The sequence below is a fragment of the Phenylobacterium sp. genome (assembly GCF_036264965.1).
Taxonomy (GTDB): Bacteria; Pseudomonadota; Alphaproteobacteria; order Caulobacterales; family Caulobacteraceae; genus Phenylobacterium.
Genome location: NZ_DATAPY010000158.1, coordinates 1 through 15,363, shown reverse-complemented (window position 1 = coordinate 15,363; position 15,363 = coordinate 1). Strand labels below are relative to the sequence as shown.

The following is a 15,363-nucleotide window of genomic DNA, read 5'->3' as shown; positions in this document are numbered from 1 at the left end:
ATATCTGGTGGCGCCTGCGAAAGCGCGGGTGTCGGCCGTAACCAAATCCCACCCCCCAGCGTACACGACAATACGACTTTGGCCGGGAGGCGGTGTTGCGTTCAGGGCGGCAGATTGCGGCTTGCCTCTCAGCCGAGGCTATGAAGGCCAACGGCCGGGGCGATTGCCAGGAGGCGTCTGTTTTCGCCGGCGCGGCGGGGCTCGATTGAAGGCGTCCACTCGTAAGCCGACGATGGACAAACGGTTGGCGTGCGTCGGTCTGGGCGTCCTGAACCCTTGAACGCCATGGCCGACAACGCAGCCGCCAGGAAGTACGACGCTGAAGCGCGCATGCGCCGGCTCATGGTCGAAGGTTTGGACGGTGACAGCCGGGCCTACCGGGATCTTCTCAGCGAACTCAGCCGATGCCTGCGAGGCTATTTCGCGCGCCGCCTGGGAGCCAGCTCCGCGGATGTCGAAGACCTGGTTCAGGAGACGCTGTTGGCCGTGCACCTGAAGCGCGCCAGCTATGATCGCTCTTTGCCGTTCACGCCCTGGGCCTACGCGATGGCGCGCTACAAGCTTGTGGATCACTTCCGCCGCAACTCCAGGCGTGTCCATATCCCCCTTGAGGATGCCGGGATCCTGCTGGCCGTCGAAACCTCGGAAGAGGGCGCCGTGCGCGCTGACGTTCATCGCCTTCTTGATCGGCTGGCGGTCCGCCAGCGCAACGTGATGGAGGAGGTGAAGATCCTTGGCTTCACCGTCGAGGAAGCCGCCCAGAAGCGAGGCGTAACGGCCGTGTCCGTGCGCGTCATGCTTCACCGCAGCCTTCGATTGTTAAGTCGGGCGGTGCGCAATGAAGACCAATGATCTGATCGAGCTGCTGGCGCGGCAGGCGCCGGCAGAGCCGCCCGGGCAAGCAGGTCGTCGTCTGGGGGCAGCGCTTGCGCTCGGCGGTTCCATCAGCCTTGGAGTCGTTGTCCTTTGGCTTCACTGCCAGCCGCTCCTTGTGGCTGGGGCGCAGCCCTGGTTCTGGATGAAAGCGGCCTTCACAGCGCTGCTGACTGCCGTGGGAGTGGCCATGGTGCGCCGCCTGGCCACACCGGGCGCAGCGGCGCGCATCGCGCCCTGGCTGGGGGTCGCGGTCATCGTCGCCATGGGCTCGCTCGGAATCAGCCAACTGCTGTCGACGCCATCGGCATTGCGGATGACGGTTTGGCTGGGTCAGTCGTGGAAGGTGTGCGCGCTTCTGATCCTGCTGTTGGCGCTTCCCATCTACGTCGCGCTGGTCTTCGCAGTACGAACCCTGGCGCCCACTCGCCTGCGCTTGTCGGGCGCCGCCGCGGGCTTTTCGGCCGGCGCGTTCGCCGCGACCCTCTATGGATTGCATTGTCCCGAACAAGCGGCCGCCTTCGTCATGACGTGGTACAGCCTCGGGATCGCGGCCTCGGCAGCCATGGGCGCGCTGACCGGCCCCCGATTGTTGCGCTGGTAGCCACGTCGAGTTGGGATCAAACGGCCCGGGGCTCTCGGTCCGTGGCGGAGCTTTCCGGCGTCAGGGTTGCTCAGCCCGTCCGCGCACGAGCGCCGCCGCGCTCGGCGACAGACCCGATCTGCCGGTGCTCGGCTTGCGAGGCCCAGCGGGACCGACTCGGCTGGAACGACGCCTTCGTTTCCTACCTGCGCCGAGCACCTATTGGCCCTTGGCCAGAGCCGCCGCCGCGGCCGCCGCCTCGTCGCGCCCTCTCACGATATGAGGCGTGACAATGATGTAGAGGTCGGTCTTGGACTTGGTGCTGCTCTCGTTCCGGAATAGTGACCCGAGCCCGGGAATATCGCCGAGCGCGGGGATCTTGGTGCGGGTGGACAGGCTGTTGTCCTGGGTCAGACCGCCGATGATGAAGGATTCCCCGTCCTTGACCGTCGCCATGGTGGAAGCTTCGCGCTGGCTGATCGTCGGGTAGCCCTGGGAAACTCCGGTGACACTCGAGACCTCTGCAAACACATGGGATGTGACATAGCCGTCCTCGCTGACCCGCGGCGCGATCTGCAGGGTGACGCCGACGTTGACGTACTGCACCTGCTGCTGCACCGCATTGACCCCTGACAACGCGATCGAGGTCAGAATCGGCAAGGCGTCACCGGTGATGATCTTGGCCGTGGCGCCGCTTTGCGCGGCGATACGCGGCTTGGAGATGATGCGGCCCTCGCCGACCTTGATCTGGGCGGCAAGGGCGGCTTGCAGGTTCGCGGTTGCGCCGCCCAAAGGGAAGCTCGTGCCGGCGCCGCCGACGGCGTTGGCGCCGGCCAGGCTCCCATTGCTGTATTGATAGGTCAGTGTCGCGATCTGGCCGTTGGAATTCGTGAAATCGAAGCCGACGTTGCGCGCCCCGCTTTGGGTCAACTCGACGAACACCGTCTCCAGGATCACGCTGGTGACGGGCACATCCAGCTTGGCGATATGCGCCTTCAGTTGCGCGACGCGCGCGGCAGGGCCATGGAGGACGATGGCGTTCAAGCGCCGGTCGATCCCGACCGTGTCGTCCACCGATGCGCCGACCGACTCGGCCGCGGCCCCGTTGGCGTCGCCCACGTTGAACGTCGGGGTCGCGACCCCGCCGCCGTTGTTGACGCCGGCAGAGCCGAACGCCGGTTCCTGAGGGTTGAAATTGTCATTGGGCTTGGTGCCCTGTGCGGCGGTCAGCAGGCCGACGATCTCGCTGACGTCGGCGTATTTCAGCGGCACCACCTCGAACACATCGTCCGGCTCCCCGGCCTCGATATGGGAGGGAAGAGGGCCGGTCGCGGGACCGCTCTTGACCACAGCCGGGTGGGCTGGGGTGATCGCCAGGGAAACCGCCCGCTGGCCCAGGCTCGTGGCGACGACGTGAATCGGCCTGACCCCGGTGAGGGTCAGGGTCAATATGTTGTCGGTCTGGGTGAAGCCGATGGACTGGATCAGGCCATGCTTGCCGGCCGGTGGCGCGCCCTCCGGGCCCAGCTTGGCGCCCGTGAAGGCGATGACGCTGATGTCGCTATCGTTGGTGACGATAGAGAACTGCGGAATGACCTTGTTGAAGGTCAGCGCCAGATGGGTTTCGGTCGGAGAAGCTATGGAGGGCGCGACGCTGGTGATCTGCGCCTGACCCGAGGGCTGTGGCGCGGTTGGGGCTTGAGCCATCACCGGGCCCGGACCGGTCATGCCGAGCAGGGCGACCAAAAGCGCCAGCCGCCCGGCCACCCTTCGCGGGGAGAATGTCATCGCTTGGCTCCACGAACTGAATCCATCGAGCTCACAGATTCGAGACTCGACAGTCCGACCTCCGCACGTGCGGCCCGTTTGACGGGTTCAGCGACGCTAGGCCGGTGAGCAGATCCTTGATGTCTGCCGTCGACGAGCCCCCTCATCGCATGGTCTGAATTCAATTCGCCGTTCCTCTCTTTCCGACAGAAGCTGCGCCGCCCGCCGCCGGGCGCACGCAGGTTTGTCAAAGGCCTCTGGCCAGCGACGCTGCTTTGACAAGCGACCTGCTGGCCGGATTCGGCTCCCGACCTTCGGCCGAGCGGCCGCGGTGGACCATTCCACCGCGGCCCTCACAGAACCGCAGATGCAGCTTCACATCCGAGTCTACGGGTCGATAGCGACGCTCGTTCCGCGTACTGTTGCTTTCAGTTCGCGGCGGCCGTTGACGAGGGGATTGTTCGTCGCGGCCTTATCCGAATTTGACGACCGCGACGCCGTTGGTCGTTGGGGTGTTGATCGTCGCCTGGCCCTGCAGACCAAGGTTTCCGGCGGCGTCTACGCGGAAGATGGACAAGTGCGACACCGTTCCATTGGCGTCCACGACGGCTGCCAGACCACCGGCGTTGCCAACCTTGGCAAAGGTGATGTCGGTCGGACTGCCGTTGAACGTCGCCGCGACTGCTGCGGTCTGGACCAGTCCTTGAGGAGAAACGACATAGCGCGAAACGCTGTGGCTCGGGGAGTTCGACGAGAACAGGAAATTCCCGTCCAGGGCCAGCCAGCAGGGCGACGCCTGGGTCCCCGAGCCGGTCACCGCCGTGACCGTATTGTTCCGAACCAAGCTGATCTCGTTCGCGTGGGCGATCGTGACAAAGGCGTCATTGCCACGGGTGATGAGACCGAACGGCGTATCGACGTTCGCCGGAATATTCCGGGTCGCCACGGCCTTGCCGCCAACCGCGCCGGCGCCATTCAAGCCCACGGCCTCGATGGCGTTGCTCTTCTCGCTGAGGATCAACTGACCGGGCAAGATGCCGACTTGAGCTGCGGAACCGTCGGCGACCAGCAGTGCGGCAGCGCCGTCTGCATGCATGCTGACGCCGGCCTTCTGGTCGATCGGGTGGGACTCCACGGACTTTGCGGTCAGGACATACAGGTGGCGTTCATCGAGCGCGACGCTCACCGGCCCTGCCGAAACCGGCACGAGGCTTTCGAGCTTCAGGTTGCCGCTTGCCGCGTCCTTGGCGAAAACCGAAACGGTGTTGGACCCCCAATTCACGACCGCTAGCCGGTCGTGATTTTGGGCGATGCCGCCCGCGTTGCCCCCAACCCCGCCTTGGCCGCCCGTCGGGATGACCTTCAGTAGGGCGCCGGTCGGGCTGTAGACCAGCAGTTGATTGCTCGCGGTATTGGACGCCGTCACAACCAGCGCGGAACGCGCAGGGGGACCGCTGCCCACGCCGCCGGCGGGGGTGGCGGCGGCGGCGGCGCCGGCGATGAGCAGGGAGATTGTCCCAGCGAGAAGAAGTGATCGTTTCACTGTAAGTGATCCTTCGGTTGTGACTGAAAGTGGACCGCTTCAAGCGCCCGCATCGCGGCTTTCGTAGAGCGACCGGGGATGCCTGAACGTAGAGCGACGTCCGTCGCCCCGGTGTGCAATCCGTCCCCGTGCCGCGAAGTGTTACCGGTCCGATCCCGAAAGTGTTTTCGATTCATTTCGGGTGTGGATGACTGGCGGGGGGTGACCAATCCGTCGTCCCGAAGAAGGCCCGGGCCCCGGCCGAATTCGACCGCCGCCACCGCGGTTCGCGTTGCGCCAAACGGCCGTCATTGCGCAGGTTCGAGACGGCTGGCTATCGACGCCCGCGTCGCGTCGTCGGACTTGCACGCCGCTGTTCCGACCCGCGATCCGCCGCGCGAAATTTGAGGCCTGCGAAGATTATTCCGTGCGGTTGTAACGCCGCCGGCCGGTTCAGCGAACTGCCCTCCGTCAGGGGCCGCCACAGGGCGCGCCGTTCCGGAGCCTCGCCGTGCCCGTTTCCCAACAGGTTAATCCCGGTCCGACGCAGGCGCCGCTGGAAAACGGGGCTGAGCCGCCGGAGGGGACGGAGTCGGCCGAAGCCACAGACCTCACCCGCCACGGCCTGCATCGCTTTAGGGCGGGAGATTTCGAGCAGGCCAGTCGCATCTTCGCCGCGCTGGTCGGCGGGTGGCCGCAGCGCGCGCTGCCGTGGAACCTCCACGCCATGGCCCTCACCAGCCTGGGACGACGCGAAGAGGCGGTGGCCGCGCTCCGCCGGTCGCTGGATATCGACGCAACCCAAGGCGAGGTCTGGGCGAGCCTGGCAGGCTCTCTCGCCCAGCTGCAACGCTTCGACGAAGCTGACGCCGCCGGCGAGGCCGCTGTCGCGATCGCCGGTGAGTCCGCCGAGATCTGGCAGATCCGCGCCACCGGGCGGACGGCGCGGAACGACTTCCGGGGCGCGGCCGACGCGCTTGCTTCGGCGGCCGACCTCGACCCCGAAAATGCGGCCCTCTGCGCGAATCTAGGGGCCGCTCTCCTGAAGTGCGGCCGCTTTTCCGAAGCCGACGCCGCTTTTGCACGGGCGCTCAGTCTCGATCCGGAGTCGGGACCGATCGCCGAGGGCGCAAGACTTTGCACCGTGATCATCGCCGCCCTTCAAGGTGCTCCAGCCGCCGCGATCGTGCGGGCCTGAAGCTCGAACCGGTCGTTGTTCATCACCTTGACCCAGGCCTTGACGAAATCATGCACGAACATCTCTCGCGCATCGTCGGAGGCGTAGACCTCCGCGACGGCCCGCAACTCGGAGTTTGATCCGAAGATCAGATCCACCGAGGAGGCCTTCCACGCGAGCTTGCCCGTGGCGCGGTCGTAGCCTTCGTAGACGCCGTCATCCTTGGCCGACTTCGACCACCGGGTGGACATGTCGAGAATGTTGACGAAGAAGTCGTTGCTCAAGGTCCCCGGCCGCTTGCTCAGCACGCCGAGCTGGGAATGGCCTTCGTTGGCGTCCAGGGCGCGCAGGCCACCGACCAGAACCGTCATTTCCGGGACGCTGAGATCGAGCTTGTCGGCCCTGTCCACGAGCATCTCCGCCGGCGGCCTCTGGGCGTCGCGGCCGTAGAAGCTGCGGAAACCATCGGCGGTCGGCTCGAGCGCGGCGAACGACTCCGTGTCGGTCTGCGCCTGCGAAGCGTCCACGCGTCCGGGCGCGAACGGAACCTTGATGGGATACCCCGCCTTTCGCGCCGCCTCCTCGACCGCCGCGGACCCGCCCAAGACGATGAGATCGGCCAGCGACACCTGCTTGCCGTCAGGTTTCTTCGCGTTGAACTTGGTCTGAATGCCCTCCAGCACGCTCAGGATTTTCGCCAGGTCCGCCGGATCGTTGACCGCCCAGTCCTTCTCCGGCGCCAGGCGAAGGCGGCCGCCATTGGCGCCGCCGCGATAGTCGGTGTGGCGGAACGAGGCCGCCGAGGCCCAGGCCGTCCGGACGAGGTCCGGCTCCGACAGGCCCGACGCGAGGATCTCATGCTTGAGGGTGGCGATATCGGCCTCGCCGATCAGCTTGTAGCCCGCGGCGGGAAGCGGATCCTGCCAGATCAGGTCTTCCTTCGGCGTCTCGTTGCCGAGGTAGCGGGCCTTCGGTCCCATGTCGCGGTGCGTCAGCTTGAACCACGCCTTGGCGAAGGCCAGCTTGAACTCTTCGGGGTGCTCCTCGAAGCGCTTCGAGACTTTGGCGTAAGCCGGATCGACCCTGAGCGCGATATCGGTGGTGAACATCATCAACGGATGGCGCTTTGAGGGATCCGAGGCGTCCGGCACCACGTCGGCGGGGTCTTTCGGCATCCACTGATTGGCGCCGGTCGGGCTCTTGGTCAGCACCCACTCATGGCCGAACAGATTGTGGAGATATTGCTGGGTGAAGTGGATGGGATCCGCCGACCAGGCGCCTTCCAACCCACTGGTGATCGCGTCGCTAGCCTTGCCCGCGCCACACTTGTTGGTCCAACCCAGCCCCTGTTCCTCGACTCCCGCGGCGGCGGGCGCAGGGCCAATGCACTTGTCGGGCGACGCCGCGCCGTGCGCCTTGCCGAAGGTGTGCCCCCCGGCGATCAGGGCGACCGTCTCTTCGTCGTTCATGGCCATGCGGCCGAACGCTTCGCGGATATCCTTCGCCGCGGCCAAGGGGTCGGGCACGCCGCCCGGCCCTTCCGGGTTCACATAGATGAGACCTTGCTGCACCGCTCCGAGCGGCTTCTCAAGCTGGCCATCCTTGTCGCGGTTGCTCGACATGAGCTTGTCGCCGGGGCCCCAGTAGACGAGATCGGGCTGCCAATCATCCTGGCGCCCGCCGCCGAAGCCGAAGGTCTGGAACCCCATCGACTCGAGGGCCACGTTGCCCGTCAGCACCATCAGGTCGCCCCAGGAGAGCTTGCGGCCGTACTTCTGCTTGATCGGCCACAGCAGCCGCCGCGCCTTGTCGAGGTTGGCGTTGTCCGGCCAGCTGTTCAGCGGCTCGAAGCGCTGCTCGGCCCCGTCGGCGCCGCCACGGCCGTCCCAAGTGCGATAGGTGCCGGCGCCGTGCCAGGCCATGCGGATGAAGAACGGACCATAGTTGCCATAGTCGGCGGGCCACCAGTCCTGCGACTTCGTCAGGACGGCCTTGATGTCCTTCTTGACCGCAACGAGGTCGAGGGTGCGGAATTCCCGGGCATAGTCGAAATCCCGGCCGTAAGGGTTCGACTCCACATCGTGGCTGCGGAGCGGCGAGAGGTCCAATTTGTCGGGCCACCAGAAGGTGTTGGGCCGAGGTGCGCCGTCGGCCCAGGCCGGAAGGCTTTGCCCGCCGATCGCCATGATAGCGACCGCCATCAAGAGAGACGTCTTAAGACTCGGCCGCATCCGATGGCGCGCCGACACGCCCACGGACTTAGCACAAGCATCCTCGCCTGCGTCGAGCCATTCCACCTGAGTAGAACAAGATTCTTGAGACGTTTTGACGCTCATATGACTTATGACCCCTTGTCGCGTTGACCGCGAAACCTGTCAGGGTTCGTACTCGGATCGTGTCTCGTGAAGAAATTATTTGATTCTATATCTGTGATGGAGAAATTCGATCACACGCCCAGCCGCCGCTCGGGCGCCGTCGAAGATGCGCCCTGATCGATGTTCCGAAGGGTGAGCGCGAGACGGGCGAGCCCCTCGGCGCGCGGACTGTTGCGCCGCCAGGCCAGACAGATGATCCGCCGGGCCTCACCCCCGGTCAGGGGGCGGGTGACGACCTCGGTTCCGGCGACGACGCCGGCGTCGACGGCCATCTGCGGCAACAGGGTGACGCCCATCCCGGCGTTGACCAGTTGGACCAGAGTATGGATCGAGGCCCCGGGCGCCGACCTCGGCCCCTGGTCCGGGCGCCGACACGCCTTCAGCGCATGATCCCGCAGACAATGACCCTCGTGCAGAAGCAACAGCTTGTCCTGCGCCAAGTCTCGCGACTCGATCGTCGGAGCGGCCGCTAGCGGGTCGTCGGCCCGCAGGGCGACGACGATCGGGTCGTCGAAAAGGGTTACGTATTCGAAATCTCCGCAATCGTAGGGCAAGGCGAGGAGCAGGCAGTCGCTGCGCCCGCTCGACAGGTTCGCACAGCCCTCGCGGCTCATCTCCTCCTGGATCTGCACCTCCAGTCCCGGGTGGTGCGCGCGCACCTGGCTGAGGATGCGGGGCAGCAGAAAGGGCGCGATAGTGGGAATGACGCTCATCTGCAGCACGCCCGCAAGCGGCCCTGAACCGAGAAGCGCGAGCTCCCGGGTTCGGAGCAGGATTTCCCGCGCCCGGTGGGCGACGCTGACGCCGACCGGCGTAAACACAACCACGCGCCGGGTCCGCTCAACCAGGCGCATGCCCAGGGTCGCCTCGAGTTCTTTCAAGCCGGACGAGAGCGTGGACTGGGTCACGTTACAGGCGTCGGCCGCCCGGCCGAAGTGTTGGTGATCGTGCAACGAAATCAGATATTGCAACTGCCTGAGTGACGGCAACTCCACGATGTTCATCCGTCGTTTGGGGCCGTGGCCGGCGTGTCCGTCAATCCAGGTGCGAGGCCGCCCGTCGCCAGCGCTCGGTCAGGCCCATTAGGTTATGTCCCGAGGCTGCGTCAAAGCCAATTGATGTATTGTCGGCCACTTATCGATTTTATCGATCTTTTCGTCCGACAGATGCCGTGTCGCTGTCGCCGACCGGATGCGCCATGATCCGGCCAAAGTCGGCGGGGGCGGCGCACACGACAAAGCCGAGTTCAGCCGATGCGTCCTTGAGGAATTTGGCGGCCTGGATAGCAAGACAGAGTCGCACTGCTCCCGCAGCTGCCGGCGTCCAACCTGGAAGACCTTACACGCGCCGCCGATCGACGAGGCGGAGGCGAACAGGTTTCCGACCGGGATGCAAATCATCCGCTGAATATGCGCCGGCACAGCCTTGAGTGGCCGCAAGGCCCACTAGACGTCGAACGCCGCCCACACCCGCGCGTGCGCGGTCGCAATCTCCTTGGCTGACGCTTTCGTCACCCCGGCCGCGTCGCCGAAGGCGGGCCAGCGCGCCACGGCGGCGCGGACCTCTTCCACCATCGCCGCGACCGCCTTGGCGTCGAGACTGTGGCGGGCGCCCAGCCGCAGGACGTGGGCGCGGGTGGGATTGCGGCCTTCGCCCTCGATGTCGAGGTAGTGCTCGCCCCCCGGCCCCGGCGCATAGGTGAGGTCGTAAGCCGGCGCCAGACGCCAGTCGCCGCTGGCGTCCATGAGATAGGCGTGCTGGCGGGTGTGGTCGTCGCGATTGCTGGCGAGAATGTTGAACATCATGCGGCGGAAGGCGGCCTCCACATCGGGCTTTCGACGGGTGATCGCCTGAGTGGCGCGCAGGAATGTATCGTAGGAGACGATCCCCGGCTCGGTTGGGGCTTCGACCGCCCCGGCGAGCGAAACCATGTGCAGTCGCCCGCCTCCGTCCGTGCGGTCGAACCGCCTGGTCGCGAAATATCCGGGGCCCTGGCGCGCGGGGATGAGGCGGTGTTCGCTCATCACAAGCCCCGCGGCTTCGGCCATATCCGCGTAGGCTTCTTCGATCGGGGCGATGTCGTCCGGGTCGTTCGGCGCACGGAACTTCACCAGCCAGGGGATGAAGCCGGGAGGCAAGTCCCCCTCCCCGACCGAGACCTGCTCCTTGGCGTTGAAACCCACATGCACCTTGGGCCTGGCGCCACCGGAGCCGCCGGCCAGGTCGGCCAGCGTATCAGCTAACGTCCCGTCCTCGCCCGCCAAGATCGCGGCGACCTCGGCCGCCAGGGCGTCGAGATCAAGCGTCTTCACATCCTCTGCCGGGGTGGTCGCTGGCTCATAGACGAGCGCGCCGCGCCCATGGCGGCCGACCAGGGCGAGCTGGTCGAGCGGACTCAGGGTGGCGATATCGACGCCGAGCCTTTCAAGGCGGCGACGCACGAGACGGCGGCCCCAGCCTTCCGGGAGGCTGTCGGCGAGGAAGCCGTGCAGACCGTCGAAGGCGCGGCCGCGCGCCGCCTGCAGGCCCGGTTCGGGGGGATAGTAGAGCGCGGCGACGGGTAGCTTCGCTGCTACGACGTCGCGTGACCATTCGAGCTGGGCAAGGCCGCCGTCCATCGCCACGCGGCCCGCAGACCTCGGCGGCTTGGCCGGGTCGAAAGCCAAGGCGAGGCTGAGGGGCGTTCCTGGGGCCAGCCTCACGGCTTGACCCGAGGCTTGACCCGCGCCCGCCCGCGGAGCACCCGCATCGGCCGTTTCGGCGTCGCTGTGGCCGCCTGACGCGCCAGGAGGTCGTCCATCGAAGCGGCCGCAGGGGCCGGGAACAGCAAAGCCAGATTGTCCTCGCAGCGAAGGGCGATCGCGGCTTGGATGAGGTGGCGGAGCGAGCCTTCCCCTTGGCCCTCGAGGCGCTTCCAGGTTCGGAGCGGCACGCCCGATCGCTCTGAAATCTCGAGCTGCGACAAGCCCTGGGCGATCCGCCGGTCGCGGACGGTGCGGCCAAGCTCCTGGAGCAATTCTACTGCGGTTTTCAGCATGGGCCAAATATGGCCCCTTGGGCATCCTATAGCAAATTAAAGTGCCAAATATGGCCCCGAATAGTGTGGGTCGCGCCTCGCACGACCCGCCGCCCAGTAGGCCGGGACCTGCGCAATTCGTACCGCGTGAATTCTCAAATCGTCTTCAAAAACCCAAGCAAATGCTCAAAATAGTATGCTTGGTCGTCCCACATGCACATGTGGCTGCCGTTCGGACAGATGACTGACGTCCCACCGGGAATGAGCGCGGCCATACGTTGCATGTCGGCGGGGTCCATTTCGTCGTGGGCGGCGCCGATGGTGAGGGTTTTCACCTTGATGTCGTGCAGTCGGTCCCAACGCTCCCAGTCCTTTAGATTGCCGGTCACCAGGAATTCGCTTTTTCCCTGCATCTGGTTGTAGATGGTCTGGTTCAAGGTGCGGAAACACTGATTAACTGGGTCCGGCCAGGGCTGTATCCGGCAGATCATCTTGGGGTAGAGCTCCTCCATCATGATCCGCTCATAGGCTGGCGAGTCGTAGTCTTGCTTGGCCTCCAAAGCCTCAAGTTCGGCGAGCTTGTCCGCCGGCAGCGTCTGCTTCAGGGCGGCGGTGCGTTTCAGATAGGCCTGCATCCCCGCGGTCATGTCGGAGATCACCAGACCACGCAGATGGCTTTGATATTTCAGGGCGTATTCCAGCGCGAGCAGGCCGCCCCAGGAATGGCCGTAGAGCACGAACTGCTCCAGCCCCAGGCCCTTGCGGACCTCCTCCACCTCCTCGACATAACGCGGGAGGGTCCAGAGCGAGGTATCGTTCGGCTGGTCGGCGTTTCCCGTGCCGAGCTGATCATAATAGATCATTTCGATACCGGCCTCGGGCAGGAAGGACTCCATCGCTGTAAGATATTCGTGACTGCAGCCCGGACCGCCGGCCAGGAGCAGCACCTTGACCGGGCCCTGGCCCACGCGCTTGGTCCAGACCTTGTACTTGCCGCCCATCACCGGAAGCATACGGATGCCCGCGGTGCGGATTCCGACCGGATTGAGGCCGTCGGGCTTGGGGGTGGTGATGGCTTCCACGGCGGACGTGGCGGCGGAAGTTGACGTGGAGGGCGCGGGCGTCTTGGCGCAGGCGGTGACTGCGCCGGCGGCTACGGATGTGGCGGCAGTGGTCAGAAAACCTCGACGATCCATGGTTGCAATTTTCTCCCTGAGATCGAATTTCGCTAGAGAGCCGCCGCTGCACCGTCAACGGCGCCGGTAGCGATCCGGCTACAGGATCGCGATGATCCGCTCTTCCGTAATGGCGGCTCTGAGGATGGAAGACCTGGCGGGCCGCGGAGATGACATCCTCGACGGCAATCGGGCGAGCTGCGATGCCTTCGTTGGCTTCGAGCTCGTCCACTTCGACATAGATCCGGATCAGATATGCCATTCGCACGGGCGACCGTCGCAGACTGCGACATCGTGGCGGCCGAGCCGCGCCAGCGCCAAGGCCAGGATGCATGCGCCGCGTCCCGAGCCGGACGCGGTGACAATCGGCCGGGCCAGATCGACGCCCGCCGCGGAGAAAACCTCTTGCAACGCAACGGCGCTTTTCAGCCGTCCGGCATCCGTCAAGACGTGGTGGAACGGCACGTTTACAGCATCTGGCCCATGACCGGATCGAAGCCTCACATGAGGTGCAAACGCTTCGCCGCCGAAGCGCGCGGCCGGCCGTGCATCTACGATCTGGGCGGCCTCGGTCTCCACGAGATAGCGCAGGGACTCAAGATCACAGGCCAGCGCAGGCTCAAGCGCGGGGGATAGGGCGGTCATGACTGAGACCTCCGGCGCCGCCGCGATGAGCCGGCCTTCCGCACGCCAGGCGTTCAGGCCGCCATCAAGGATCAGGACCCTGGGGAACCCCATGAGCCGCAACGCCCACCAGACGGGCGGCGCGGAATAGACCCCGCGGACGTCGTAGACCACGACGGTGGCGTCCCGGCGAAGACCCAGTCGGCCCATACGCTCGGCGAACGCCGCGGGTGAGGGCAGACGGTGCGGACGGTCAACCGTTTGTTGCAGTGGGTCGCCGATGTCGAAGACCACAGCGCCGGGGATGTAGTCCACCTGATCGCCTGATCGGCCTCGACCGGCTTGGCCCCGCGGCGCGCTGACGACATTGATGTCAGAATCGCCCAGCCGCCCGGCAAGCCCGGCCGTTGAGACCAAAGGGTCGGTCACGCCCCCTGCCTCTGAGACTGCGATCGCTTGAGCGCCAGGGCTTCAGCGCCGATCCGGACCCTGAGCATGGCAGCGTTCAAGGCCGAGAACAGCAGCGCGAAGCCGACCAGGCCGAATGTCAGGGGCAGGACGGCGATCTCGGCGGCCACCACTACATAGTTCGGATGGGAGAGGAACCGATAAGGGCCCCGGTGGATCAGCAGCGCGCCCGGCAAGGTGATGACCCGGGTGGTCCAGCGGTCTCCAAGACTGGCGACCACCCAGATCCGGGCCGCCTGCAGGAAGACGAAGACCGTCAGCCAGATCGGGTCGATCGGCCGATGGCGCGCCAGCACCCACAGGCCCGCGAGCCACGCCGCATGGAGCGCGACCATGTAGGGATAGTGCTTCCTCCCCGCCTCCTCGCCGCCTTGGGCGAGCAGGCGCCGCGTATTCCGCGTCGCCAGGATCAGCTCGCCCACACGCTGGCCCGTCACAAGCCCGAGGACCATCTCGGCGGCGATCATGCGGTCCGCCGCAAGGTGACGCTACTGGCGGTGAAGCCCGGGCCGAGCGCGGTCAGGACGGAGAGGTGCGATAGGCCGGCGCGCCGCGCCCGATCGAGGACGAAGAGCACGGTGGGGGCCGACATATTGCCGTGGTCGGCGAGCACCTCGCGCTCATGATCGAGCTGGCCTTGAGGCATGCCGAGGGACGATTCCAAGGCCTCGATCACCTTCATGCCGCCCGGGTGGCAGAGGAACCGATCGATGTCGCCGAGCTCCTGCCGGTTCGCGGCGAGCATACAGACCATGGCCGCGCGCAGATGTTGCTTGGCGAAGGCCGGTATCGACCGGGCGAGGATGACCCCCAGGCCGTTGGACTCGACACGCCAGCCCATAATGTCGAGCGTGTCCGGCCAGGTCCGCTCGGCACTAGCCTCGACCTCCGCGAACCCTTCGCCGTCTGTCGCCAGGACGCAGGCCGCCGCGCCGTCCCCAAACAGGGCCGTGGCGACGATGTCGGCTTTGCTCAAGTCCTCGAGACGGAACGCCAGGCTGCACAGCTCGACCGTGACCAGCAGCACGACCGCACGCGGCGAGGCCCGGGCCAGGGCGCTCGCCAGCCCGAGGCCGGCGGCGCCGCCGGCGCACCCCAGGCCGAACACCGGAACGCGCCTGACGTCGGGCCGCAGCCCGAGGCGGGCCATGGCCCGCGCCTCGAGGCTAGGGGTGGCGATGCCCGTCGACGAAACCGTGACGATGATATCCACGTCCGCGCCGCGGAGCCCGGCCCCGGCAAGGGCGCGCTCTGCGGCCTGGACGAACAGGTCGACCCCGCCTTCGAGATAGGCCGCGGTGCGATCCGGCCAGCCGCGAGGCTCCAGATACCACTCCATGGGCTGCACGGACTGGCGGGTGCGGACACCGGCCGTCTTGAAGACCCCAGCCATGCGCTCGAACTGCGGGAACCGATCCTGGAACAGCCGCCGCGCCGCCTCAGCCACGTCGTCCTGCGCCAGGATGTGCGGCGGCGAGGCGGTTGCTAGCGACAGTAGGGCCACGGGCACGGCGGCGCGGTTCATGGGATCACCTTTTCCGCGAACCGCTCCATCTCCTCGTACTGCGGGCTCATCTGCAGGAGGAGGAGGTTGAGGCCGGCTGCTTCGTAGGCGGCGATGCGCTCGCGGATTTGCTCGGCCGTGCCGATCAGGTTGGGGCGCAGGCCGCGGTTGGAAACCGAGTACTCGGCGATCTTCATCTCGCGCTCCAGCTGGGTGCCGGAGAGCCACTGGTCGTAGTTGCCGAAGCCCGGGGCGTTGGGGTCCAGCGTGGTGATCCGG

At 66.2% G+C, this 15,363-nt stretch carries 13 protein-coding genes and 1 pseudogene; 3 read left to right on the top strand and 11 right to left on the bottom strand.

The genetic code is table 11. The features are described from left to right. Window positions 1-285 precede the first annotated feature (285 nt). Both VHS75_RS21025 and VHS75_RS21020 read left to right on the top strand, forming a co-directional pair. Window positions 286-852, top strand: coding sequence for a sigma-70 family RNA polymerase sigma factor (locus tag VHS75_RS21025; RefSeq protein ID WP_329640580.1), 567 nt, complete (start codon window positions 286-288; stop codon window positions 850-852). Next, window positions 839-1,477: a DUF1109 domain-containing protein gene (locus VHS75_RS21020; protein ID WP_329640579.1), complete on the top strand. Its 639-nt coding sequence runs from the start codon at window positions 839-841 to the stop codon at window positions 1,475-1,477. Before VHS75_RS21025 ends, VHS75_RS21020 begins: the two co-directional genes overlap by 14 nt. Before the next feature lie 198 nt (window positions 1,478-1,675). On the opposite strand, the gene VHS75_RS21015 is transcribed toward VHS75_RS21020, so the two are convergent. Both VHS75_RS21015 and VHS75_RS21010 read right to left on the bottom strand, forming a co-directional pair. Then, window positions 1,676-3,244 carry a secretin N-terminal domain-containing protein gene (locus tag VHS75_RS21015; RefSeq protein WP_329640578.1) on the bottom strand — a complete coding sequence of 523 codons (1,569 nt, stop codon included), beginning with the start codon at window positions 3,242-3,244 and terminating at the stop codon, window positions 1,676-1,678. A 451-nt stretch (window positions 3,245-3,695) separates the two neighbouring features. Beyond that, window positions 3,696-4,766: a hypothetical protein gene (locus tag VHS75_RS21010; protein ID WP_329640577.1), complete on the bottom strand. Its 1,071-nt coding sequence runs from the start codon at window positions 4,764-4,766 to the stop codon at window positions 3,696-3,698. Between the two features lie 490 nt (window positions 4,767-5,256). Between VHS75_RS21010 and VHS75_RS21005 the strand changes: the two genes are divergently transcribed. Beyond that, the gene (locus VHS75_RS21005) at window positions 5,257-5,943 is read left to right on the top strand and encodes a tetratricopeptide repeat protein (RefSeq protein WP_329640576.1); all 687 of its coding nucleotides are present in this window, start codon (window positions 5,257-5,259) and stop codon (window positions 5,941-5,943) included. On the opposite strand, the gene katG is transcribed toward VHS75_RS21005, so the two are convergent. The 9 genes and pseudogenes from katG to VHS75_RS20960 all read right to left on the bottom strand — a co-directional run. Next, window positions 5,907-8,108 carry a catalase/peroxidase HPI gene (gene katG, locus VHS75_RS21000; protein WP_414694386.1) on the bottom strand — a complete coding sequence of 734 codons (2,202 nt, stop codon included), beginning with the start codon at window positions 8,106-8,108 and terminating at the stop codon, window positions 5,907-5,909. The two genes, VHS75_RS21005 and katG, sit on opposite strands and share 37 nt — an antisense overlap. 260 nt (window positions 8,109-8,368) lie before the next feature. After that, on the bottom strand, window positions 8,369-9,292 hold the full coding sequence (locus VHS75_RS20995) for a hydrogen peroxide-inducible genes activator (RefSeq protein WP_329640574.1): 924 nt from the start codon (window positions 9,290-9,292) through the stop codon (window positions 8,369-8,371). A 450-nt stretch (window positions 9,293-9,742) separates the two neighbouring features. Further along, window positions 9,743-10,999: a type II toxin-antitoxin system HipA family toxin gene (locus VHS75_RS20990; RefSeq protein WP_329640573.1), complete on the bottom strand. Its 1,257-nt coding sequence runs from the start codon at window positions 10,997-10,999 to the stop codon at window positions 9,743-9,745. Beyond that, on the bottom strand, window positions 10,996-11,334 hold the full coding sequence (locus VHS75_RS20985) for a helix-turn-helix transcriptional regulator (RefSeq protein WP_329640572.1): 339 nt from the start codon (window positions 11,332-11,334) through the stop codon (window positions 10,996-10,998). Before VHS75_RS20985 ends, VHS75_RS20990 begins: the two co-directional genes overlap by 4 nt. 134 nt (window positions 11,335-11,468) lie before the next feature. Continuing rightward, a complete protein-coding gene (locus VHS75_RS20980) occupies window positions 11,469-12,509 on the bottom strand; it encodes a proline iminopeptidase-family hydrolase (protein WP_329640571.1) in 1,041 nt (346 codons plus the stop codon). Window positions 12,510-12,737: 228 nt separating this feature from the next. Then, window positions 12,738-13,427, bottom strand: coding sequence for a sulfurtransferase (locus VHS75_RS20975; RefSeq protein WP_329640570.1), 690 nt, complete (start codon window positions 13,425-13,427; stop codon window positions 12,738-12,740). A 110-nt stretch (window positions 13,428-13,537) separates the two neighbouring features. Then, entirely contained in the window at window positions 13,538-14,047 is a 510-nt protein-coding gene (locus VHS75_RS20970) for an isoprenylcysteine carboxyl methyltransferase family protein (RefSeq protein WP_329640569.1), read from the bottom strand. Beyond that, window positions 14,044-15,105, bottom strand: a complete 1,062-nt coding sequence (locus tag VHS75_RS20965) for a type III polyketide synthase (protein WP_329640568.1) — start codon at window positions 15,103-15,105, stop codon at window positions 14,044-14,046. The genes VHS75_RS20970 and VHS75_RS20965 overlap by 4 nt, the downstream gene beginning before the upstream one ends. Continuing rightward, window positions 15,102-15,363 (bottom strand): annotated as a pseudogene (locus VHS75_RS20960) (alkanesulfonate monooxygenase); the annotation flags it as partial. The pseudogene VHS75_RS20960 and the gene VHS75_RS20965, both read right to left, overlap by 4 nt.

What these genes read in the sequence shown, in the direction of transcription:
- VHS75_RS21025 (WP_329640580.1), top strand. Translation starts at nt 286, where the DNA reads ATGGCCGACAACGCAGCCGCCAGGAAGTACGACGCTGAAGCGCGCATG.
- VHS75_RS21020 (WP_329640579.1), top strand. Translation starts at nt 839, where the DNA reads ATGAAGACCAATGATCTGATCGAGCTGCTGGCGCGGCAGGCGCCGGCA.
- VHS75_RS21015 (WP_329640578.1), bottom strand. Translation starts at nt 3,244, where the DNA reads ATGACATTCTCCCCGCGAAGGGTGGCCGGGCGGCTGGCGCTTTTGGTC.
- katG (WP_414694386.1), bottom strand. Translation starts at nt 8,108, where the DNA reads ATGGCGATCGGCGGGCAAAGCCTTCCGGCCTGGGCCGACGGCGCACCT.
- VHS75_RS20985 (WP_329640572.1), bottom strand. Translation starts at nt 11,334, where the DNA reads ATGCTGAAAACCGCAGTAGAATTGCTCCAGGAGCTTGGCCGCACCGTC.
- VHS75_RS20980 (WP_329640571.1), bottom strand. Translation starts at nt 12,509, where the DNA reads ATGGATCGTCGAGGTTTTCTGACCACTGCCGCCACATCCGTAGCCGCC.
- VHS75_RS20970 (WP_329640569.1), bottom strand. Translation starts at nt 14,047, where the DNA reads ATGATCGCCGCCGAGATGGTCCTCGGGCTTGTGACGGGCCAGCGTGTG.
- VHS75_RS20965 (WP_329640568.1), bottom strand. Translation starts at nt 15,105, where the DNA reads ATGAACCGCGCCGCCGTGCCCGTGGCCCTACTGTCGCTAGCAACCGCC.